Source organism: Moheibacter lacus (genome assembly GCF_014042165.1).
GTDB lineage: Bacteria > Bacteroidota > Bacteroidia > Flavobacteriales > Weeksellaceae > Moheibacter > Moheibacter lacus.
Map to the genome: position 1 here is coordinate 99,929 of NZ_JACDZE010000001.1, position 21,879 is coordinate 121,807.

A 21,879-nucleotide genomic window follows, 5' to 3' on the forward strand; every position below is an offset into this window, starting at 1 on the left:
CATCGTGCCAAAGATTTAAAAAGAGTATTTATTTTCTTTTATTAAAAATTCAGCTACTTCTGTTTTAAGTTGAACGACATTTGGAAAATCATTATATCGTGTAAATCTTCTTAATCCTGAAAGCATCATGCGCTGTTCATCTCCCTCTGTAAAAGAAATGATTCCAGCTATTGCATTTTTCTTAATCACCTCTACGGAGTCAAACAACTGCAATTTAGCAAATTTTATTGATACCGCAGCATTTTCTTCCGAATTAGATTTTGAAATCTTCTCAGCTCGCAATATAGTACTTTCCGCCATATAAATCTCAATTAAAATAGAAGATGCCCGTAAAATCAACTGTTGATGTTTCTCCAAATCTGCTCCAAATTTTTGTAAAGCCGCTCCAGCAACCATAAAGAATGCTTTTTTCAAATTCGTTAAAATTTCTTTTTCTTGCGCAAAAAGTTCGGTATAATCCGGCACATCAAAGGATGGAATACTCATCAATTCATTGGCGACATTCATCGCAGGTGTCATCAAATCTACCCTGCCTTGAAAAGCACGTTTCACTAACATGCTGACGCTGAGTAAACTATTTATCTCATTGGTTCCTTCATAAATTCTTGAAATCCTCGCATCTCTCCAAGCTGCTTCCATCGGCATTTCTTTAGAATAACCCATTCCGCCATAAATCTGAATTCCTTTATCAGCCGAAATTTGCGCCATATCCGAAATCCAAACTTTTAAAATCGATGCTTCAATCGCATATTCTTCAATACCTTTTAATTCCGCTTCATTGTGTGGCATACCATTGGATACATTTTCAGCAATGGCTTCCTCTATATCTTTTGCAGCCCTGTAAGCTCCGGCTTCTGAAGCAAATGTCGCCACTGCCATATCAGCCAATTTTTCTTGGATTGCTCCGAAAGTATTGATGGAAACGCCAAATTGTTTGCGTTCAGATGAATAATTTATCGCGTTGGAAACAATTCTTCTTTGGGCATCTAGACAAGCCGCCCCCAATTTAATTCGACCAACATTTAACGCATTCATCGCGATTTTAAATCCGCCGTTTCGTTCACCCAACATATTTTCAACCGGAACCAAAACCTCATTGAAAAAGACTTGGCGTGTAGAAGAAGAAACAATTCCGAGTTTATCTTCTTCCTCACCTAAAGAAAATCCGTCTCCAGCTTGAGATTTTTCAACAATAAATGCCGTGATGTTTTTATCGTCTTCAATTCGCGCAAAAACGATGAATAATTCTGCAAAACCGGCATTGGTAATCCACATTTTTTGACCGGTGATTTTGTAATGTTTTCCATCCTCGGTCAAAACAGCTTTGGTCTTTCCGGAGTTGGCATCAGAACCTGCTTCTGGTTCTGTCAAGCAATAGGAAGCAAACCATTCTCCAGTCGCCAATTTCGGCAAATATTTCTTTTTCTGTTCTTCCGTTCCGTAAAGCGTAATGGGCATGGTTCCAATTCCCGTATGCGCCCCATAAGCCGTTGCTAATGAACCCGTTGCGCCCGAAATATAATCACAAACCAACATCGTTGTGACAAATCCCATTCCCAATCCTCCATATTCTTCCGGAACTGAAATGCCCAAAAATCCAAGCTCCCCTAACTTTTTCATCAAATCTTCAATCAAGGCATAATCCTTTTTTTCTATCTGATGTTTTTTTGGCCAAACTTCTCTGTCGATGAATTCCTTGGCCGATTCCAGCATCATTTTTTGTTCTTCACTGAAATCTTCCGGTGTAAATATATTTTCCCAAGTCAAATCCTTCACCAAGAATTCTCCTCCTTTTAATCGATTATTGCTCATTTCGTAATATTTTTAAATTTAATAATTTGAATTTCAAATTCAACATTTATAATAGCTCAAAGACGGAAGCCGCTCCCTGCCCGGTTCCTACACACATGGTTACCATTCCGTATTTTTTGTTCTGACGCTTCATTTCATCCAAAAGTTGAACGGTTAATTTAGTTCCGGTACAACCCAGCGGATGTCCCAATGCAATTGCTCCTCCGTTTACATTCACGATTTCTGGATTCAAATCCAAACCTCTCATTACAGCTAAGGATTGTGATGCAAATGCCTCGTTTAATTCGATTAAATCAATGTCCGATTGTTTTAGTCCGGCTTGTTCCAATGCTTTTGGGATAGCATACAAAGGTCCAATTCCCATGATTCTTGGTGGTACGCCAACTGTTGAATAAGACAATAACCTCGCAACTGGTGTCAGGTTCAACTCTTTCACCATTTCTTCTGACATAACCAAAACGAAAGCTGCTCCATCTGACATCTGAGAAGAATTTCCAGCTGTGACACTTCCGCCATTTGCAAAAACAGGTCTTAGTTTTGACAATACTTCTAAAGAGGTATCGGCTCTCGGTCCTTCATCCTGATTGAAAGTAACTTTTTTGGTTTGTACTTTTTCTTTCTCATCAAGCGAAGTGAATTCAACGTCAATTGGAACGATTTGGTTTTCAAACTTCCCCGATTCAATTGCTTTCATCGCTTTTTGATGCGATTGATACGCAAATTGATCTTGATCCTCACGCGAAACTTTGAATTCGTTTGCAACCGCTTCCGCAGTCAAACCCATTCCCCAATAATAATCGGCATTTTTCTCCGAAACCTTTGTGTCCGGAATTGGTTTAAATCCGCCCATCGGGATATAAGACATACTTTCAGCTCCTCCGGCAATGATACAATCTGCCATTCCGGTTCTGATCTTCGCCGCCGCAATGGCAATGGTTTCAGAACCTGAAGCGCAATAGCGGTTGACTGTAACGCCTGGAACTTTGTCCGTATTTAATCCCATTAAGGAAATCAATCTTGCCATGTTTAATCCTTGTTCGGCTTCCGGCATGGCACAACCTACGATGACATCGTCGATTCGGTCTTTATCCAGATTGGGAACATCTTGCATCATTCTTTCGATGACTTTAGCAGCCAACTCATCCGGGCGTGTAAATCGCAAAGTACCTCTCGGCGCTTTTCCTACTGCTGTTCTATATCCTGTAACTATATATGCTTGTTTCATTATTTTAAGTATATTGTATTGTTGTATAATGTATATTGTAATTAATTCTTTTCCAAAGATGATTGAAGTTTTATAACCATATTTTGAATATGTTGAATTTCCGATTCCAAATAAAGAAATTGTTCATCCGACAGATAGCCTATATTTTTTGAAATAATAATTTGAGTTTCAAATTCAAAAGAAGAACCAAGTGCAACTCCCAAAAAGTTAGCGAAATCTTTCTTTGATTTTCTTCCACATCCTTCTGCAATGTTCGAAGGAATCGAAACCACACATCTTCTGATTTGGGAAACTAACCCAAAGATTTCATCCTTTGGAAAACTCTTAGTTACCATATAGGTTTCCGTAACCAAATCAATTGCCTTTTGCCATACTTTTAACTCTTTAAAATAATTCATATTTTTTTTCTTTAATGAATTGATGTAAATTGTATTTTGTTTTTCTCTATTTTTTTAAACTATACAGAAATACAATATACTTTATACAATTAATTTCTCAATGGTTTTCCTGTCTTCAACATATGCTGAATTCTTTCCAATGTTTTTCTCTCACCACAAAGCGATAAAAAAGCTTCTCTTTCCAAATCCAATAAATATTGCTGCGAAACTTCGGTCGCTTCCGTAAGATTTCCTCCCGTCATCACATACCCCAATTTATTGGCAATCAATCGGTCATGTTCCGAAATATAATTTCCGGCGACCATCTGGTCAGAACCGACATAAAACATTCCCATCGCTTCTTTTCCGAGCACTTTTACTTTTTCCGGAATCGGTTGCGTATAACCAGAGTCAGCCAATAAAATCGCTTGTTTTTTTGCTTCTGCAATTTGGCGGTCTTTATTGACAACGATGATGTCTTCGTTTCGTATGAATCCTAAGTTTTTTGCTTCATAAGCTGAAGTTGCTACTTTGGCCATGGCAATCGATAAATACGCTTCACGCAAATGATTGGTTTTTACATCATCCTGCATCAAATGAAGTGAAGCGCGTCGTGTCATTTCTTTGGTTCCACCACCACCCGGAATTACCCCGACACCAACTTCTACTAGTCCCATATAAGTTTCTGCGGCTGCCACTATTTTATCAGCATGAAGCGAAATTTCGCATCCGCCACCCAGTGACATCCCATGTGGCGCAACGACAACCGGAATCGCACTGTGGCGAACTTTCATCATCGTATCTTGAAAAGTTTTGATTGCCATGTTCAATTCCCACCAATCTTGTTCGGCAGCCATCATCATGATCATCGCCAAATTGGCACCAACCGAAAAATTATCGGCTTGATTTCCGATGACCAATCCTTTATGTTCTTTTTCTGCCAATTCAATCGCTTTGTTGATTCCAGTGATGACACCACCGCCAATCGAATTCATTTTTGAACGAAATTCTAAATTGAGAATTCCATCGCCTAAATCCTGAATACTGGCTTCCGGATTGCTCCAAACTTCCGTGGTTTTTCGGATGTTGTCCAATATGATAAAAGCATCTTGCCCTGGAATTAAGGAATATTGTTTGGATGTAATATCATAGAAATATTTCTTCCCATCTTTTACCTGATAAAAAGTTTCAATTCCTGACTCAAGCATTTGTTTTACCCAAGTTGCCGATTCATATCCTTCGGATTCCAATAATTCCAATCCTTGTTTCACCCCAACCAAATCCCAAGTTTCAAAAGGTCCGTATTTCCAAGCATAACCGGTTTTCATCGCGTCATCGATTCGGTAGAGCGTATCGGAAATTTCAGGGACTTTTCGAGAAACATAAGCAAACAAACTCGCGAAATGTTTTCGGATCAATTCTCCGTGTTTGGATTTGTCTTTTAAAATTAGTCCCAACTTATTTCGTGTACTTCCGGCTTGTTTGGCCATCTCTAAAACCGGAATTTTCGCTCGTTCTAACGGTCGATATTCCAATTTTTCTAAATCCAAAGCAAATCGGTTGGTATTGCCTTCTTTGTCTATTTCTTTATAATAAAATCCTTTTCGAGTTTTGTCTCCCAAAAATTTGTTTTCCAACAAAAAATCCATCACTTTGGATGGTTTCAAATCTTGAATCAACACGTCATCCGGACAGTTTTGTTGCAATCCTTTGGTTACGTTTGCGGCCGTATCCAAACCTACTAAATCGGCCAATTTAAAGGTTCCGGTTTTCGGTCTTCCAAGTATGCTTCCTGTCATCGTATCTGCCTCTTCTATGGTCAATCCTATTTCCTGCGCCAGTTCCATCACTTTGGCCATCGAATAAACACCTACTCGATTTCCTATGAATCCGGGTGTATCTTTACATAAAACCGGTGTTTTTCCTAAAAACTTTTCTGCATAATGCTCAAAAAATGAAATTATGGAAGCATCGGTTTTGGGACCGGGAATGATTTCAAATAATTTCAAATAGCGTGGCGGATTGAAAAAATGCGTTCCACAGAAATGTTTTTGAAAATCTTCTGACCTACCATCTGACATCAAATGAATAGGAATTCCGGATGTGTTAGAAGAAATCAGTGTTCCTTCTTTTCGGAATTGATCCACCTTTTCAAACATCTGCTTTTTGATATCCAAACGCTCGATGATCACTTCGATCACCCAATCCGAATTTTTTATTCCTTCTAAATCATCTTCAAAATTTCCAACCTCAATTCGCGAAGCAAATTTTTTATCATAAATCGGAGAAGGATTGGATTTTAGCGCATTGTTCAAATGATCTCTTGCTATTTTATTTCGGTCTGGTCCTTCGGATGGCATATCAAGCAACACCACTTGAACACCGATTCCGGCTAAATGGCATGCAATTCCTGATCCCATCACACCGGACCCCAAAACGGTTACCTTTCTTATGTGCCTATTCATTTTATATTTTATTTAAGCGTTAATTCTTTTTTTTTATCAAATGTTTTTTTGTCAGAAGCTATTGCATTTATTTTTTGCAGTACATTAAAAAATATGTTCAATTCTTCAACGGAAATCTTTTGATGGATGGAATCATAAAAATTCAATACTACTTCTTTTGAGACATTTCGCATGGTCAAACCATCTTCAGTAAGTACAATTAATACACTTCTTCCATCTTCCGGATTCGGCTTTCTGGTGATCAATCCTCTTTCTTCCAAATTTTTTAAGGTTCGAGACAAACTCGTTGGTTCAATTCCCATTTTAGGACCTAATGAGGTGCTTGGCGTCCCAGATTTTGGATCAATGGACAATAAAGTAAATCCCATGACCATGGTCGAATTGAATTTGGATGCTTGTTCGTTGTACATCTTTTGAATTGTCAACCAGGTAGACCTTAGATATTGGTCAATCGTTAAATCAGTATTACCCATATTTTTTCATTAGAGAATAACAAATATAATCAATTTTATTATGCACGCATAGTAAAATGAAATAATTTTCTTAATTTACAATTATTTAACGAAACTGACAAATAACCGATGAATTGATAATTTAAGTATCCTTTTCAATCAATTTCTAAGAAAATTGGCTGAATTAATTTCAAATCATCTACGCAAAACCAAAGTCATTCATCATTTAACTAAAATGAAATGATGTGAAAAATTCAATCAAGTTTTACTGGTAAATCTTTCAAGAAATGATATTTCTGATTTTCTAAATCCATTTGGCAATAATAATGACCCAAACCATTGGTAACCATCAAATAATCAGCATCTAATTGAAGATTATACCGAGCAATTTGGTCAAAGGTTTCCTGCGAAATTTGAATCGAAGGTGCTTTGCATTCGATGATGATAAAGGGTTTTTCTTTTTTGAAGACGATGACGTCGGCTCTTTTTTTCATACCGTATAGAGAAACGACAACTTCAGTGTTAATGGCTGATTTTGCATATTTTTTTTCCTCCATTAGAAATTGGACAACATTTTGACGCACCCATTCTTCCGGTGTCAGCACCAACCATTTTTTACGGATTGTGCAAAAGATGTAAACCAAATCCGCTTCTTGTTTGAATCGAAATTGGTAATTTTCGGGAAAATTTAATTGAGGTAATTTTAACGCATTCATGAGTCAGCCAAATAGCATCATCAAAGATATTAAAAACAAAAAAATTGCTCCCCTTTATTTTCTTTCGGGTGACGAAGCTTTTTTTATCGACCAAATTTCCAAAACCATCGAAAACGAAGTGTTGACTGATGATGAAAAAGGATTTAACCAATCCATCATCTATGGAAATGATACAGACATGAGTGCCATCATCGGTTTGGCCAAACAATTTCCTATGGGTGCTGAGCGACAAGTCATCATCGTAAAAGAAGCCCAGCATCTTTCCAGATCCATAGATCAGTTGGAATCCTATGCAGAAAACCCTCAACCTTCTACTGTATTGGTTTTCAATTACAAAGGAAAAACACTGGACAAAAGAAAAAAGTTGGGAAAAACTTTACAGAAAAATGGTATTCTTTTAGAATTCAAAAAATTATATGAAAATCAAATTCCAGATTGGATTGAAACAACTGCAAAAGAAATGGGTTTGGCTCTTGAAACCAAATCTAAATTCATGATGACAGAATTTTTAGGGTCTGATTTAGGGAGGATTTACAATGAACTTCAAAAGTTAAAAATCGTCGCTGAAGATGGGAAAATCACACCTGAAATCGTTGAAAAAAACATAGGCATCAGTAAGGATTACAATAATTTTGAATTGAGAAATGCCATCGAAACCCGAAATGCGCCAAAAGCCTTCCAAATCATCAAATATTTCAGCCAAAACCCGAAGGACAATCCTCTCGTAGTGACGCTTTCTATTTTGTATCAAACTTTTTCCAATATCATCATTTTCCATTCACTGACCGACAAATCCCAAGGAAATATAGCCAAAGAACTCGGCGTTCATCCATTTTTTGTGAAAGACGCAACAGTCGCAGCTAAAAATTATCCTTTAAAAAAAGCAACACGCATCATTTCACTTTTACGAGAAACAGATGTAAAAAGCAAAGGTGTAGGTGCAACCGGAAACACCAGTCAGGGAGATTTACTACAAGAATTATTATTTAAGATTTTCATTCAATAGTGCTCAACCCCTTCAAAATCCCTCAAAAATTTTATCTTTGCGGCTCTAGAAAATTGAATAATGAGTGCAACCCGAAAATTCCCAATTGACAAAGTCGTTCAACCAATCCAAAGTTTCATCGCACAAGAAAAATCGGGTGGATTGGTGCTCGGTTTAAGTGTCATCGTTGCGATGATTCTAGCCAATTCTCCATGGGCAGAAGAATATCATCATTTCTTTGAGCATAAATTGGGACTTTATTTTGACGGAGGAATCGCACTTGAATACAGCATCCATCACTGGATCAATGACGGTCTGATGGCCATTTTCTTTTTTGTCGTAGGACTAGAATTGAAACGAGAAATCGTAGCCGGAGAGCTTTCCAATCCCAGAAAAGCCATGCTTCCCATTTTTGCTGCTATCGGTGGAATGGTCGTCCCTGCTTTGATCTATCTTTCCTTAAATCCTAGCGGCGATGCGCACCATGGATGGGGAATCCCGATGGCGACTGACATCGCCTTTGCCTTAGGTGTTTTGTATCTTTTAGGAAATCGAATTCCGCTGACTTTAAAAGTTTTTCTTACAGCCTTGGCGATTGTAGATGATTTGGGAGCTGTTTTGGTGATTGCGTTTTTCTACACCTCCGAAATCTCCATGGTCAGTTTGGTCTTTGGATTGAGTTTTTTATTGATCATGTATGTCGGCAATAAATTGGGGATCAGAAATATTTTATTTTATGGAATTTTAGGGATTTTGGGCGTTTGGACATCTTTTTTAGTTTCAGGAGTTCATGCTACCATTGCAGCTGTTTTGGCAGCTTTTACCATTCCGGCTGATGTAAAAATTCGAGAAAATTATTACATCGAAAAAATTCAAGGATATTTGAATCGATTTAAAAATTTAGACCCTAATAATGCGATTTCAACTTTGACCAATGAACAATTACATGTATTGGAAAAGGTAAAAAAAGCGACCGATCATGCTACGCCTCCTTTACAAAAGTTGGAACATGCCATGCATCCATTTGTCACTTTTGTGATCATTCCGATTTTTGCTTTGGCCAATGCGAGTGTTTCATTGATCGACATAGAATTTGATCAAATATTTGAAACCAATGTAGCCCTCGGAGTCGCTTTAGGACTTTTGATCGGGAAAGTAGTCGGCGTCGTTGGATTTACTTGGTTGGCCGTAAAAATGAAAATTGCGGTTTTTCCGGACGGAATGAATCTCCGAAATTTATTTGGGTTGGGGCTTTTGGCTTCCATCGGATTTACCATGTCGCTTTTCATTACTTCGCTTGCGTTCCGCCATCCGGAATACATGACACAAGCCAAAATCGGTATTTTTACCGCTTCTATCGTAGGTGGGATTTTAGGATATTGGGTTTTGAGCAGAGAGAGCAGAAAAGCTACAACTTAATTTCGGCTACCGCTTGCATGCCTCGGTCTTTTTTCTTGGCAAATTTAAAATTCCCTCCTATGGATTTTAATCTTTGGGAAATGCTGTACAATCCTTGGTTTCCTTCACCTAATTCTCCATCAAATCCAACGCCGTCATCGGTGACTTCGATTTGAAGTCCATTTTGATTTCGACCAAATGAAATGACCGCATTTTCTGCTTGTGAATGTTTGATAATATTGTTCACCAATTCCTGAATGATCCGGAACAACATCAATTGAAGTTGTTGGGAAACCCTTTCTGCTCCGCTGTTTTCATCCACCACCGAAATATTGATCAAACGGGTTTGGTTGATTTCCGATACAAAATGATGCGTGGCTTTGATGATGCCTTCGTTTTCCAGAACAGTTGGCAATAAATTATGTGCGATATGCCGAACGTCTGCATGGGTATGATCAAGGATTTGAGCAACTTTTTGGATTTGTTCGGCTTGCTTTTCTTCCGGCAAATGGAGAATCGTTTCCAAACTCATTTTTGCAGCGCCTATCATCGCAGCAACTCCATCGTGTAACTCATAAGAAATCCGGTTCCGTTCTCGTTCTTCGCCTTGGATGAAGGAATTCAAAATGGCGTTTTCTTTTTCCTGTTGGAGTTTTTGGAATTTGAGTTTTTGGGTTTTCCGATTGTAGATGAAAAATCCGCCCAATAAGGAAACCGCTAATGCTCCACCCAAAATGACATACAATAAATTGGCGCGTTGCTTCTGGATTTTCAGGTCTTGTTCGGCGATTTGTTTTTCTTTTTTTTCGGTTTCGTATTGGGTATTCAGTTCAAATATTTCTTTTGCATTTTCACCGGCAGAAATGGAATCTTTAAAAAGAGAGTAGGTGTGATAATAGTCGGCAGCTTTGGTTTTATTTCCATTTTTGAAATTGATTTTGGCAGCGGTAAAAGATGCCTTCATCAAATTAACATTGTCTCCCGCTTCCTTTGAAGCCAGAACTGCTTTTTCAGCATAGTTCAACGCCTCAGCATCACGACCCAATCGATCCAAAACATCTGCATATCGATAATAACTTGAAGCCAAATAAATAGGATTGTTTAATTCTTCCGCAAACCGAATCGATTTCTCACTGTAGACCAATGCTTTCTTCTCCTCTTTTTGGATTAGGGATAAAACATTATTCGATTGGGTTTTGGCGATTAAATCATTGGATTGTTCTGCCAATTCTAATGCTTTTTTTGCCCAATTTTTTACTTCTGCCGTATCTTTTTTAAAATAATATCCTAATGCCAAATTACTGGCCACCGTTGCAATAAAACGCTGATCATTGTTTTCTTTTAAGAGTGCATAGGATTTTTTCAAATAATCGATTTGTTTATCATCATTTCCCGATTCTCCGAGTAAAGTAGCAATATTGGAATACAAATACCCCAAATGCAAAGGATTTCCTCCTTCTTCCAAAATTTCCGCCGCTTTCAAATAGGATTTTATCGCTTTATCCAAATTCCCTTTGTAATAATGTACATTTCCCAACAGATTAAACGCATCCAGATCGGACCGGTATTTTTTTACAGGATTTGGATTTTTTAACGCCAAATTTGCGTAGCGCATCGCCGAATCAATTTCGGTTTTGCTCATAAAATAATAGGCTTTTTTAAAATAGAGAAAATCCAGAAAATCTACTTTTTCCTTTTTTCCGTTATGTATCAATTTATCAAATAAAACGGTACAATTCGGATGTTCAGATTGCAAACAATTTTCTATTTCTTTGATCCTTTTTGCATAATCAGGACTGAGGTTTGGGTCTAGTCTATTTTGTGCCCACAAGGAAATCGAAATAAAACATAAAAAGAGAAGGCTTATTTTTTTCATAAGTGATTTTTTTTTTCAAACTTTTACCAATCCCAGCATAATCGCTTTCCTGACGATTCCGGCGATGTTTCGGGCCTCGAGTTTGAGCATGATGTTTCCGCGATGGGTTTCGATGGTTTTTTCCGAGAGAAACAATTGGTCGGCGATTTCTTTGGTCGTTTTTTCCTGAACGATCAATTGCAAAACTTCCAATTCCCGTTCGGTCAAATCTACATTTGTTTTGGTCGTTTGGGTTTCAAAAAATACCTGTTGGGTTTTGGAACTGAAATATTTTTCGCCTTCCATCACTTTTTGCAAAGCGCGCTGAATTTCATCTCGTCCGTCAATCTTTAATAAATAACCGTCAAAACCCGCATTTACAGCCGATTTTATGGTCGACGAATCAGAATGACTGGTCAGTGCGATGATTTTCATGGATTCATTTCGTTTTTTAATTTCCGAAATAATTTCGCGGCCGTCGTGCCGCCCGAAATGAATATCCAACAAGAGAATATCAAATTTCGCCTGTTCCATAGCCGATTTCAGTTGATTAAAATCCTCGCTTTTTACTACTTTTTCCACAAAATCAAATGTGTTCAAAAGCATTTCCAAACCTTCCAAAACCAAAAAGTGATCGTCAGCAATCAGAATTTTCATCCGTATATTTTAGAGAACTCTAAAAATAATGAAAATCTGATTGGTTTTCCATTTTAATTTTGGTGCAAATACACGAAATATTCCGTGTTTGAGATCTCTTTTAATTTATAGCGTATTTGACCGTTGGCCAGTTGAGTTTTATCTCCCAATACCAATTGGTTTCCGGGCAAATTATTTGGAAAATCAACGGGTATTTTGGCTTCTAAATTTAATTTGTTGAAAAAATAAATCGGATCAAAATTTATAGGAAATTCAGCTAAATGTATACAGGTTTCATCTTCCGTTTTTTCATATTTCATTTTGAATTCTTTTCCCAAAATAGGCTCATATCCCAAGTCATTTTGATTGAATATTTTTGTTTCACCGGTTTCAAAATAATATTCCGGAATGTGTTTTACTTCTTTAAATTCTAATTTTTCTTCCCAACGAATCGATTTCCCGAACTCGTCTTTTGCTTGCATCCAAAAACTTCCATCCGGTTTTGCCAGTATCCAATCAAACATTTCACCCGAAACTCCATACGCTTCCACTGTAAATAACCAATATTGGAGCTCCGGATGAAAATAAACCACCATTTCTCCCTGATGCCCGAATTCATTTTCCGGAATCAGCTCATTTTTATATTCCCAAACCCAAGCTTGGGTAAAATTGATTTCCGAATTTTCCTTGTAACTAATTTGCCCAAAGACAGAAGATGAAAAAAGAAGTAAAATCGGAATGAGAAAGAATGGTTTCATAAAATTTAGGTTGAATTAATAGATAAAATCATCTTTAGAACTTCCCAAAGCTTGAAAAACAGGATGATGCAACGTAATAGTTCCTTCATAGTCTTTCCAATTTTCCGGTTTCTCAACGTCCATCGCTGCTCCGATTTTTCCTTTTACTTTTATCACGACTTTGTCTTTTTGCAATTGGGTGATTTCACCTTCCGCCTCAAAAGACATTTGAATTTCCATCGAATTGTCTTTAATGAATGTTTTTGAAAAAGTAAATCCATCGTTCTCTCCCACCACCATTTTCCCGCTGATGGGACGCAGGGTTGTAAGATCTTTTCCTGTAAAAGCCATCAGGATATTGTCTTGCCCGTTTTCACTTCCCGCGATGGTAATGGCGATGGTTTCTTTTGAGGCGGTAATACTTCCAAATCCGTTGGTAAATTGATTTTGGATGTTTTCATCTCCTATTTGAATATCGACAACAGCAGCATTTTCTTCGACATGACTGATATCCAAAGCGTCAATTTCCTGACCGGAAGCCGTTTCAATTGCTTTCTCGATCATTTCGGTTTTTAGTTCGTTTTTCTTTTCCTCCCATTTATTACAACCGGTGGCCATAAAAAACAGGATCCCCAGCATTCCTACATAATTTTTCATATTTATTTACATTTGTTTAAAATAATTTGGGCTAAATCAAAAGCAACTTTTTGGTTGATCTTTGGGTCATTGCTTACGTCAATCATCAATTCGAATTTCACTCCGTTTTGCAAAACCACCAATTCATTTGTCACCAAATTCCATCGTGCTGCATCACCCAAATTCATTACTTTTCGGTAACCTTCTGAAACCTCCTTGAATGCATCCATTAATTTTCCGGAAACTTCTTTTACTTGTTCTTTGCTTATGTTTTGTTCCTCCGCTTTTTTTACCGCAGCTTCGGCTTCGGCTTCGCCCGATTTTCCTTCCAAAATATCGTCTACCGCTTGATTGGCCAAATCCATTTCTTCATCGGTCAAAGCCCGATAATTATTTTCAAAATCATTTAAAGACATCGCTTTTATTCCTCTTACCTTAACGATATCGGGAATTTCCATTTCACGCGTAAGTCCTCTGACTTTCCCTATACGTTTGTTTTTAAATTTGAATAAAAATTCATGGTATTCCGGACTTTTCATCACTTTTTGGTATTTGGTTTCCAATTTTTCTTTCGAAAATCCGGTAGCCTTAAGCACATCGATTTCGGAAACCAATTGGTCGTATTTTTTTTGGTAATCGAGCAAACAGGAATTTCCACCCGAAGCATTCGGATCCAATTTTCTTCGGCTTTCCGCATTTTCAATCGCCGATTCCAAATCGATTTCGCCTGAATATGTCAATTTGTTTTTATCCTCGCTACAACTTATCAAAATGAGCGATAGAAATAAAATGGTGTATAGTTTTGTTTTCATTTGATGTTATTTTTAGTCTTCAATTCTTAGAACATTGGGTTTTGGATCTTCAATCCTCGGAACATTGGGCTGATTTCCTTTTGGCTCAACGGGCAATAAATCATCCTCTTTTGGCACGACCGGCAACAAATCGTCTTCATCTTCCAGATAAGGAACATTGGGTTTTGGATCGTCTTCAATCAAGGGAACATTGGGTTTTGGATCGTTTTCAATCAAGGGAACATTGGGTTTTGGATTTTCATTTTCCAGGGCATCCCAATCCACCGGATCTTCCCATTCTTTTGGTTTTACACAGGTATAGGAAATCGGAATTTTATTGATACAATCCTCTTTTGTCGGCACCCGAATGGTTACCGTGATGAGACCTTCTATCAATTTTTCATTTTTCAATTCGGCGATAAAAACCATGTTCATGGCATGATTCCCGAAATAGCCTCTGTATAAATTTGGGCGGATGCGCATCCATTTCACATCGGAACTATTCATCAAAAAACGACCATGAAAGGGTTTGGGGAATGTAACGATTCCAGATTGGGATTTTCCTTCCAACATGGATTTGAACAAATTGGAAGTTTGACCATAACAAACATCGCCTACGACTGTTCCGATCGATATTTTCCATTGGCCATCCAAAGGTTGAAAATTAGGATTGAATGGATAAATCATCGTAAATCCATCGCCACCATAAAATTTATCCAACTGCGAACGACTCATCTCCAATTCGACATAATTTTCCCAATTTCCATCGACTTTGACATCAACCACAATGGCATTTTCCGGTAAATTGGCGTAATAATTTTCCGTATTTCCGTCGACAATATCGTATTCCGTAGCATCGAGTTCAGATAATTGAAATGTACAACCATTTCCCATCTCACACGTAGCCAATATCAGTTTTTTGGCCAAAATAATTGGCGAAATCATCAAAAATAAGGCAACTAACAATCGTTTCATATTCAATTATTTAATGGATTTTCAATTATTAACTTTGTAAAAGCTATTGCTTTATTTCGGCTCAATTTTTCGTCTGGGAAATTGGTGGTAACGGTAAAAGAAATCCCGTCTACAAAGACATGCAATGCATTTACAGGTGTTTCCCAATAAGCTGATTCTCCGATATTTTCCCATTTCTCAAATTTTTGGATTTTGGAATTTTTGGCCAAATATTTTGCTTCAGAAATGGCGATGTCTGCATCAACGGATTGATCATTTGTGATCCGATCAATTTCGCTTTGAACGAAATCTTTGGATTCAAATTGATTTTGAAAATCCTTTTTTGAAATTCGTTTGACCAAACCCATTCCCAAAGAATTAAATTTTTCTATGTTCAATTCTTTTCCTGAACGGGTTTTTATCGATTCCTTCTGTCCATTTGGCCAACTGTATAGAACCATACGTTTGGAAACGTCCGGTGAAAAATTTTCATTGTAAATCTTGATTTTTTCTTCATCTGCTTCGGCTATTTCCGCCAATTTCTCTTTGGAAATGGTTGTCGGTTTTTTCATGATTTCGATGATCGTTTGGATGGTAAAATCCTCCGAAATTTGAATAGAATCGCCTAAATCCTTACAGGAAAGAATAATCAGAAAACAACAACCGATTAAAATTGACCTCTTCATAGCATTAGATTTTGATAAATTCTACCCGACGATTTTGCGCCTTTCCGGAAGTGGTTTGATTGGAATCAATGGGTTGAGATTCCCCTTTTCCATCGGTTTGCAATCGGGAAGCATCGATTCCAAATTCGTTAACCAAAGCATTTTTCACCGATTCTGCTCTATTTTTTGACAAAGTCAAATTCGCTTCGTCCGAACCGTCGCCATCGGTATGACCGACAATGGAAATAGTACCGGAAATTGATTTTATGGCTTGAGCGGCGTTGTTCAAAATAGACCAAGATTCGGGTTTAATTCGTGAAGAATTGACATCAAAATAAATAGCATTGGTGACGAATTTCCCATCTGATTTTATTTCTTGCGTGGCATTGGGAACTTTTCCTCCTACGCGTACATTGGTAATATACATCCCGTTTCCCCATTGATTGGAACTCATCATAAACGTATAATTTCCCTTTTTCAGAAAAGCATTTTGAAGATTAACCAATTCTTTTCCATTGTGAAAAATCTTAATGGAATTTCCGTTTCTGGAGATTGCCATCCGGTTGATTTCATTTGATTTCCAGGTATTATTATAGGTTTTGGTATAGAAATTCTGAATTTCCGGGTCCAATCCATATTCGCGGGTAGCGGAAATATTGAGAAACCCTTCCGAACCATAGGGATGTACATCGAGGGTTACTTCCGGTTTTTCATTGAAATGCAAATCAAAATTTTCGCGGTCGTCTCTTGCAACAAAACTAAATCTTAATCCACTTTGCATTTCCGAAACCGTTTCTGCATCTATGTACATATCCCATTCGATGGTGCAGTTATCGGGAAGATTTTTAAATCCGTTTGGAAAAAAATGTCCGTATCTTGGGATTTTCAACCAGTTTCCATCCTTCCCATTTAAAGAAGTGATTTGTGCAGGATTTTCCTGATCCCAATTATTTACAAACCAATTCCCGCTACCAGAACTTATTTGCGCCGTACTGAAATCTTCAAAAAACAATACTTCTTTCCCCGACACGAAAGTAGATCCTTCGTATTCCGAAAAATCGGTTTCATCCTCATTCGGATTCGTGTTTGAATTCGAGGAATTTGTGTGAGAAGGTTTAGATTTTGGATTTTCCTTTTTACCACTGTCTTTCTTCTTGTCTTTCTTTTTAAAAACCGAATTGATCCCATCTTCTATAGCGTCGATTCCGGCATCGATGGCTTCGTCGGTTTTCTGGTTGACTTTTTGGGTTGCTTTTCCTTTTGCCACATCTGTGGGATTATTGATTTGAGCACTCACAAAACAGTTGAGTACAAGCATCATAAATAAAAATGTACTTATTTTTTTCATCTTTGAAATGGATTAAAATTTCAAAGACAAAATTGATGTGAAAACAAGGACTATATTTCGGGGAAAATATGGAAATTTCAATTCAGGGTTTTCCCTGACCGTGAAGTTGATGAGTGGTTATTTGATTGATTTATTGAGAAATTTATAAATCACAAGCCTACTTCTCCCGTTCCATCACATAGTTGACCATGGTGCGAAGTGAAGTTTTGTATTCGCTTTCAGGGAATTCATCCAAAATTTGAAGTGCGTCAGCCGTGTATTGCTCCATGGTTTTTTGGGTGTACTCGATCCCGCCGTTATCTTTCACAAACTGAATAACTTCACGCACACGTTTTTTATTTTGGTTGTGACGTTTCACCGAATTGATCAACCAATCTTTTTCTTGTTTCGACACTTTATTCAAAACATGAATCAGCGGAAGAGTCATTTTTTGTTCCTTGATATCGATTCCCACCGGTTTTCCGATGATATCCGAACTCGTATAATCAAACAAATCATCTTTGATTTGAAACGCAATCCCCACCAAATTCCCAAATCTGTGCATCTTCTTACAAATTTCTTCTTCTGCACCCACAGATCTCGCGCCGGCTTCACAACAAGCTGCAATCAACGTTGCGGTTTTTTGTCGGATGATTTCGAAATAAACCTCTTCCGTGATGTCGAGTTTGCGTGCTTTTTCGATTTGAAGTAATTCACCTTCGGACATTTCTTTTATCGCGACCGATACGACTTTCAACAAATCAAAATCTTCATTTTCAGTCGAAAGAATCAAAGTTTTGGACAATAAATAATCACCGACCAAAACCGCAATTTTATTTTTCCAAAGCGCATTGAGAGAGAAAAAACCACGACGCATATCGGAATCGTCCACGACATCATCATGAACCAAAGTTGCCGTATGAATCAATTCGATCAGCGCAGCTGCCCTGTAACTTCTTTCCTGAAATTGACCGGTCAATTTCGCAGTGAGAAATACAAACATCGGCCGCATCTGTTTTCCTTTTCTGCGTACGATATAATGCGTAATCCTGTCCAGAAGCGGAACATTACTTTTCATCGACTGATAAAATTTCGTCTCGAAAAGTTTCATCTCTTCCGCAATCGGTGCTTTTATATTTTCAACAGTTTTTTTCACTTTATTCGGCTAAAGAATGGATACATTGAACACTTTGTTCCACATGGAAGGTTTTAAATTTAAAATCTTCATTGCTGAAACAAATCACACTTGGTTTGTCAGGTTTTATAGAAATTCCTTCAGTTTGACCAACTTGCGCTGTAAAACCAAGTGGCAAATTAAACTTGTTCAATTTATTGCTAAACAACAGTTCTTTTCCATTTTTGGGCAATGAAAATCCTGAGATAAAAGCCACACCATCAGGCGTATAACCGATGAGATAAAAACCATGAGTATTGGAAATCGGATTGGTATCTATAGTGGCGCCGGTCACCAAATAATTGGTTTTAAAAGTTTCCACTTTTATTGCTTGTTGTTTTCCCGGTTTGATATCTAAAATATAATGGCTGGTAGCCAGATTGGACCATTCTTTTGTAAACAAATGCAATTTTCCTTTGTAATAAAACATGGCTTCGCAGTCAAAATTGGTTTTCTTATTTCCGGGGTCGAAATCTTTTTGTTCCGGAAAGGAAAATTCGATTTTCTGAACTTCTACTGAAATTTCTTTTTTCTTTGATTCCAATTCTGAAATTGGAAAATAAAAAATCGCCAAATCTTTTCGTTTCCCATTGTTATTCCCAAAATCTCCGATGAAAAAATACTGATCACTTACAGCCAATTCTTCCCAATCTCTATTTTCAGCATTGGTGATTTTAACCGTTTGAATGATTTTCCCGGTTTCTGGGTTGATTTTATAGAGTTCCGGTTTTCCGCCACTATCATTTTGTCCCCAATAATGACCATCTATGATCTCTAACGAAGAAATTTCTTTTAGTTTCTCTGAAATTTCCAACGTTTTGATTTGATAATTTTCGATATCCAAGGTATCGATTTTCATTTGAGCTGAAAGATTCAAAAAATTCAAAATAAATATGACAGCTACTGTATAATTCTTCATGGAAGTGAATTCTCCTTTTGCTCCCCAAAGGTATTAAAAAGTTTCAGGTTTTTATAGCAGTCTCACAGACTTCAGAATATGTTTCCCCGAAATACTTTGGGTAAAAATTAAAGTTTGCGCTTCCGATTCCTTTAAATTGTATTTTTTTCGAATCAACTCAACCGACATCGGGTAGTTCTTTGAAACCACATGAAAAGCTTGGTTTTGAATCGTTTTTTTCGCGTCTTTTATTTCTTCAATAATTTTAAAAACCTTTCCGGGAAAAGATTTCACCAGATTTTCTGAAGTATAGAGATGCGTGTTTTTCTCCAATTTATCCAAATCAAATTGATGCCCAACCAATTTAAAAGCACCCGATTTTAACACGGCAGAATTGGGTTCGTAAATGTATTTTTTCACAGAAGATAATTGGGATTCAACTTTAGATTCACCTAAAAATTGAAATACAAATTCAAATTGATTCGATTCTAAATTTACAGCTTTGATAATAGGATTGACATTGTTTTCTTTTTTGCAAATCAACAACAGTTCTTTCATTTCATTTTTTACCGCAACCAGATGAATTTCATGAATTTGTGGAATTTGGTCGATGAGCATTTTCAGATCCAAAAGAGGTGAAAGTTTGACCATCAAAGTTTCGGTTCGACTTAATAATTCAGTCATCCATTCCAATAAATTGGGCTCTAAATCTTCCAATAAAAATTTTTTCTGCGAACCTTTTCTTCTAGCCGGATCCAGATATATTACGTCCCATTTTTGATCAGGATTTTCATGAAAAAAGGTCTCGAAATCTATGGCTAAATATTTTAAATTACCTTGACCTAAAACATGATAATTATGCGCTGAGATTTCCGCTAATTCAGCATTTCTTTCCAATGCGGTAACGGACTCAAATTCTTTGGAAAACGCAAAAGCATCGATTCCCATTCCGGCTGTTAAATCGATCAACGTATTTCCTGAAACCAGTTTTGATTTGTATTGAGCTGTAGTCCATGAAGAGGCTTGTTCGAGATTTAAACTGGGCGGATAAAAAATCGCTTTCGTTTCCGACAAAAAAGGAAATTTGGATTTGGCGATTTGGAAACCTTTAATTTGCTGCGCCAATTCTGCAGAAGAAACAGTTGGAAAAGGAGATTTACGCAAAGAAATGACCCGAAAATCTTCCTTTTGGTGTTGTAAAATGAATTCTTGAACTTCAGTTTCCAAAATTTGATGGTTCATCATGGTGCAAATAAGGACAAAATTAATGGAAAAATAATATTTGAATACAATAGGATTTTTATAAGAAAATCAATCTTTTAAATGATGAATGTTGGGCGAAAATATTTTCATCTCCAAGCAATTTCTTCTAAATTTGCAATTACAAATTGGCTCCACCATTCCGTAGGAGCGTTCAATCAAAAAGTTTTATGAGTTTAATGAAAATGGATCCGCAAGATTATATGTATGAATTTACACATGCAAAAATCCTAGAATGGGGATGGCCTGAGACTTCTTCGCATCTTGCTACTACATTTGGACTGATGATCGTACTGGGCATTTTATTGTTTGGGTTGCAGTTTCTTTTGTGGAAATTTTTCTTGAATTTTTTGGTGAAAGTTTCTAAAAATTCAAAGAATCAATTTGATGATTATTTGGTCCGAAATAAAATGATGCTCAATCTTTCCAGATTGATATTGATCTACGCTTGTTTTCCGGTTGTGGAGTTGGTTTTTTCTCATTTCGAAGATTGGATTTCTCCACTTGAAAAGTTTTTCAACATCCTATTGGTTGTCGGTTGGTTGATGGTGATCAACTCACTTTTGCGTTCCTTAAGAGATTTATTCAAAACCCAAAAGGCATTTGAAGGAAAACCGCTGAACAGTTATTTACAGGTGATCAATATTTTACTGGTTTTCATAGGTGGAGTCGTGATTTTCACTACGCTTACCGGAAAATCACCTTGGGCGTTTTTGACGGCGATGGGTGCTGCTTCGGCGATTTTGATGTTGGTTTTTAAGGATACGATTTTAGGTTTTGTCGCCAGTATCCAAGTAGCTACAAATGACATGGTAAGAATTGGAGATTGGATCGAAATGCCCAAATATGGTGCAGATGGTGATGTTGTGGAGATCAATCTCAACACGGTGAAAGTTCAGAATTGGGATAAGACAATCACGACCATTCCTACTTATTATTTGATCACCGATTCTTTTAAAAATTGGCGAGGAATGCAGGATTCGGGTGGTAGAAGGATCAAAAGAGCGGTAAATATTAAGATTTCGTCCATCCATTATGTCAATTCTGAAGAAATTGAAGAATTGAAAAAGATCAAACTCCTCGCTCCATTTATCGAAAAAAGACAAGCAGAAATCGACCGATACAATTCAGAAAACTTCCCTGACAGAAGCATGCCTGTAAATGGTAGAAACATGACCAACGTGGGACTTTTCAGACAATACATCAAAAAATATGTCGAAAACCATCCGGGTGTTCATCAAAACATGACTTTGATGGTCAGACAACTTTCTCCTACAGAATTAGGCTTGCCACTTGAGTTATATATGTTTTCAACGGACATCAATTGGACGACGTATGAAGATTTAATGTCTGATGTTTTTGACCATCTTCTGGCTGCGGTAAAATTCTTTAATTTGGAAGTTTTTGAATCTCCGGCTTCAGATGACATACGGAAATTGGGAAGTTTCAAGGAATTTCAGTTGAGTTAATGCTTTAAACCTGAGTTTGCTAATGTTTAATCGAACTTTTCAGTACA

Annotated in this window: 20 protein-coding genes; 3 read left to right on the forward strand and 17 right to left on the reverse strand. The window is 37.2% G+C overall.

The window, feature by feature from the left end; translation table 11 throughout:
• Positions 1-15 precede the first annotated feature (15 nt).
• The 6 genes from HU137_RS00455 to HU137_RS00480 form a co-directional block, all read right to left on the reverse strand.
• Complete coding sequence (locus HU137_RS00455; protein ID WP_182041846.1) at positions 16-1,812, reverse strand: acyl-CoA dehydrogenase family protein; 1,797 nt, start codon at positions 1,810-1,812, stop codon at positions 16-18.
• 46 nt (positions 1,813-1,858) lie between these two features.
• A complete protein-coding gene (locus HU137_RS00460) occupies positions 1,859-3,037 on the reverse strand; it encodes an acetyl-CoA C-acyltransferase (protein ID WP_182041847.1) in 1,179 nt (392 codons plus the stop codon).
• Positions 3,038-3,078: 41 nt separating this feature from the next.
• Positions 3,079-3,435, reverse strand: a complete 357-nt coding sequence (locus HU137_RS00465; protein ID WP_182041848.1) for a four helix bundle protein — start codon at positions 3,433-3,435, stop codon at positions 3,079-3,081.
• A gap of 89 nt (positions 3,436-3,524) precedes the next feature.
• Positions 3,525-5,879: a 3-hydroxyacyl-CoA dehydrogenase/enoyl-CoA hydratase family protein gene (locus HU137_RS00470; protein WP_182041849.1), complete on the reverse strand. Its 2,355-nt coding sequence runs from the start codon at positions 5,877-5,879 to the stop codon at positions 3,525-3,527.
• Between the two features lie 8 nt (positions 5,880-5,887).
• Positions 5,888-6,289 (reverse strand): MarR family winged helix-turn-helix transcriptional regulator, encoded by a 402-nt coding sequence (locus HU137_RS00475; RefSeq protein ID WP_246361456.1) that lies wholly within the window; start codon positions 6,287-6,289, stop codon positions 5,888-5,890.
• Between the two features lie 296 nt (positions 6,290-6,585).
• Positions 6,586-7,047: a type I restriction enzyme HsdR N-terminal domain-containing protein gene (locus HU137_RS00480; protein ID WP_182041851.1), complete on the reverse strand. Its 462-nt coding sequence runs from the start codon at positions 7,045-7,047 to the stop codon at positions 6,586-6,588.
• Here HU137_RS00480 and holA point away from each other — a divergent pair.
• Positions 7,046-8,053 (forward strand): DNA polymerase III subunit delta, encoded by a 1,008-nt coding sequence (holA, locus tag HU137_RS00485; protein ID WP_182041852.1) that lies wholly within the window; start codon positions 7,046-7,048, stop codon positions 8,051-8,053. The genes HU137_RS00480 and holA overlap by 2 nt on opposite strands.
• A 60-nt stretch (positions 8,054-8,113) precedes the next feature.
• On the forward strand, positions 8,114-9,451 hold the full coding sequence (gene nhaA / locus HU137_RS00490; RefSeq protein WP_182041853.1) for a Na+/H+ antiporter NhaA: 1,338 nt from the start codon (positions 8,114-8,116) through the stop codon (positions 9,449-9,451).
• Here nhaA and HU137_RS00495 read toward each other — a convergent pair.
• The 11 genes from HU137_RS00495 to HU137_RS00545 form a co-directional block, all read right to left on the reverse strand.
• Positions 9,441-11,306, reverse strand: a complete 1,866-nt coding sequence (locus HU137_RS00495; RefSeq protein ID WP_182041854.1) for a tetratricopeptide repeat-containing sensor histidine kinase — start codon at positions 11,304-11,306, stop codon at positions 9,441-9,443. The genes nhaA and HU137_RS00495 overlap by 11 nt on opposite strands.
• Before the next feature lie 15 nt (positions 11,307-11,321).
• Positions 11,322-11,942: a response regulator gene (locus tag HU137_RS00500; RefSeq protein ID WP_182041855.1), complete on the reverse strand. Its 621-nt coding sequence runs from the start codon at positions 11,940-11,942 to the stop codon at positions 11,322-11,324.
• A gap of 53 nt (positions 11,943-11,995) precedes the next feature.
• Positions 11,996-12,679, reverse strand: a complete 684-nt coding sequence (locus HU137_RS00505; protein ID WP_182041856.1) for a hypothetical protein — start codon at positions 12,677-12,679, stop codon at positions 11,996-11,998.
• Positions 12,680-12,694: 15 nt separating this feature from the next.
• Entirely contained in the window at positions 12,695-13,315 is a 621-nt protein-coding gene (locus tag HU137_RS00510; RefSeq protein ID WP_182041857.1) for a hypothetical protein, read from the reverse strand.
• A 2-nt stretch (positions 13,316-13,317) separates the two neighbouring features.
• Positions 13,318-14,106: a hypothetical protein gene (locus tag HU137_RS00515; protein WP_182041858.1), complete on the reverse strand. Its 789-nt coding sequence runs from the start codon at positions 14,104-14,106 to the stop codon at positions 13,318-13,320.
• A 12-nt stretch (positions 14,107-14,118) separates the two neighbouring features.
• On the reverse strand, positions 14,119-15,060 hold the full coding sequence (locus HU137_RS00520; RefSeq protein ID WP_182041859.1) for a hypothetical protein: 942 nt from the start codon (positions 15,058-15,060) through the stop codon (positions 14,119-14,121).
• Between the two features lie 2 nt (positions 15,061-15,062).
• Positions 15,063-15,725, reverse strand: a complete 663-nt coding sequence (locus tag HU137_RS00525; RefSeq protein WP_182041860.1) for a hypothetical protein — start codon at positions 15,723-15,725, stop codon at positions 15,063-15,065.
• 4 nt (positions 15,726-15,729) lie between these two features.
• Positions 15,730-17,052 carry an OmpA family protein gene (locus HU137_RS00530; protein WP_182041861.1) on the reverse strand — a complete coding sequence of 441 codons (1,323 nt, stop codon included), beginning with the start codon at positions 17,050-17,052 and terminating at the stop codon, positions 15,730-15,732.
• A gap of 157 nt (positions 17,053-17,209) precedes the next feature.
• Entirely contained in the window at positions 17,210-18,142 is a 933-nt protein-coding gene (locus tag HU137_RS00535) for a polyprenyl synthetase family protein (RefSeq protein WP_182043276.1), read from the reverse strand.
• A gap of 46 nt (positions 18,143-18,188) precedes the next feature.
• On the reverse strand, positions 18,189-19,124 hold the full coding sequence (locus tag HU137_RS00540) for a hypothetical protein (protein WP_182041862.1): 936 nt from the start codon (positions 19,122-19,124) through the stop codon (positions 18,189-18,191).
• A gap of 51 nt (positions 19,125-19,175) precedes the next feature.
• Entirely contained in the window at positions 19,176-20,348 is a 1,173-nt protein-coding gene (locus HU137_RS00545) for a class I SAM-dependent methyltransferase (RefSeq protein WP_246361457.1), read from the reverse strand.
• A 185-nt stretch (positions 20,349-20,533) separates the two neighbouring features.
• Between HU137_RS00545 and HU137_RS00550 the strand changes: the two genes are divergently transcribed.
• Positions 20,534-21,832 carry a mechanosensitive ion channel family protein gene (locus HU137_RS00550; RefSeq protein ID WP_220457164.1) on the forward strand — a complete coding sequence of 433 codons (1,299 nt, stop codon included), beginning with the start codon at positions 20,534-20,536 and terminating at the stop codon, positions 21,830-21,832.
• Positions 21,833-21,879: the final 47 nt, after the last annotated feature.

Coding starts and splice junctions, on each gene's coding strand:
- HU137_RS00455 (WP_182041846.1), bottom strand. CDS start 1,812: ATGAGCAATAATCGATTAAAAGGAGGAGAATTCTTGGTGAAGGATTTG.
- HU137_RS00460 (WP_182041847.1), bottom strand. CDS start 3,037: ATGAAACAAGCATATATAGTTACAGGATATAGAACAGCAGTAGGAAAA.
- HU137_RS00465 (WP_182041848.1), bottom strand. CDS start 3,435: ATGAATTATTTTAAAGAGTTAAAAGTATGGCAAAAGGCAATTGATTTG.
- HU137_RS00470 (WP_182041849.1), bottom strand. CDS start 5,879: ATGAATAGGCACATAAGAAAGGTAACCGTTTTGGGGTCCGGTGTGATG.
- HU137_RS00475 (WP_246361456.1), bottom strand. CDS start 6,289: ATGTACAACGAACAAGCATCCAAATTCAATTCGACCATGGTCATGGGA.
- holA (WP_182041852.1), top strand. CDS start 7,046: ATGAGTCAGCCAAATAGCATCATCAAAGATATTAAAAACAAAAAAATT.
- HU137_RS00480 (WP_182041851.1), bottom strand. CDS start 7,047: ATGAATGCGTTAAAATTACCTCAATTAAATTTTCCCGAAAATTACCAA.
- nhaA (WP_182041853.1), top strand. CDS start 8,114: ATGAGTGCAACCCGAAAATTCCCAATTGACAAAGTCGTTCAACCAATC.
- HU137_RS00495 (WP_182041854.1), bottom strand. CDS start 11,306: ATGAAAAAAATAAGCCTTCTCTTTTTATGTTTTATTTCGATTTCCTTG.
- HU137_RS00500 (WP_182041855.1), bottom strand. CDS start 11,942: ATGAAAATTCTGATTGCTGACGATCACTTTTTGGTTTTGGAAGGTTTG.
- HU137_RS00505 (WP_182041856.1), bottom strand. CDS start 12,679: ATGAAACCATTCTTTCTCATTCCGATTTTACTTCTTTTTTCATCTTCT.
- HU137_RS00510 (WP_182041857.1), bottom strand. CDS start 13,315: ATGAAAAATTATGTAGGAATGCTGGGGATCCTGTTTTTTATGGCCACC.
- HU137_RS00515 (WP_182041858.1), bottom strand. CDS start 14,106: ATGAAAACAAAACTATACACCATTTTATTTCTATCGCTCATTTTGATA.
- HU137_RS00520 (WP_182041859.1), bottom strand. CDS start 15,060: ATGAAACGATTGTTAGTTGCCTTATTTTTGATGATTTCGCCAATTATT.
- HU137_RS00525 (WP_182041860.1), bottom strand. CDS start 15,725: ATGAAGAGGTCAATTTTAATCGGTTGTTGTTTTCTGATTATTCTTTCC.
- HU137_RS00530 (WP_182041861.1), bottom strand. CDS start 17,052: ATGAAAAAAATAAGTACATTTTTATTTATGATGCTTGTACTCAACTGT.
- HU137_RS00535 (WP_182043276.1), bottom strand. CDS start 18,142: ATGAAACTTTTCGAGACGAAATTTTATCAGTCGATGAAAAGTAATGTT.
- HU137_RS00540 (WP_182041862.1), bottom strand. CDS start 19,124: ATGAAGAATTATACAGTAGCTGTCATATTTATTTTGAATTTTTTGAAT.
- HU137_RS00545 (WP_246361457.1), bottom strand. CDS start 20,348: ATGATGAACCATCAAATTTTGGAAACTGAAGTTCAAGAATTCATTTTA.
- HU137_RS00550 (WP_220457164.1), top strand. CDS start 20,534: ATGAGTTTAATGAAAATGGATCCGCAAGATTATATGTATGAATTTACA.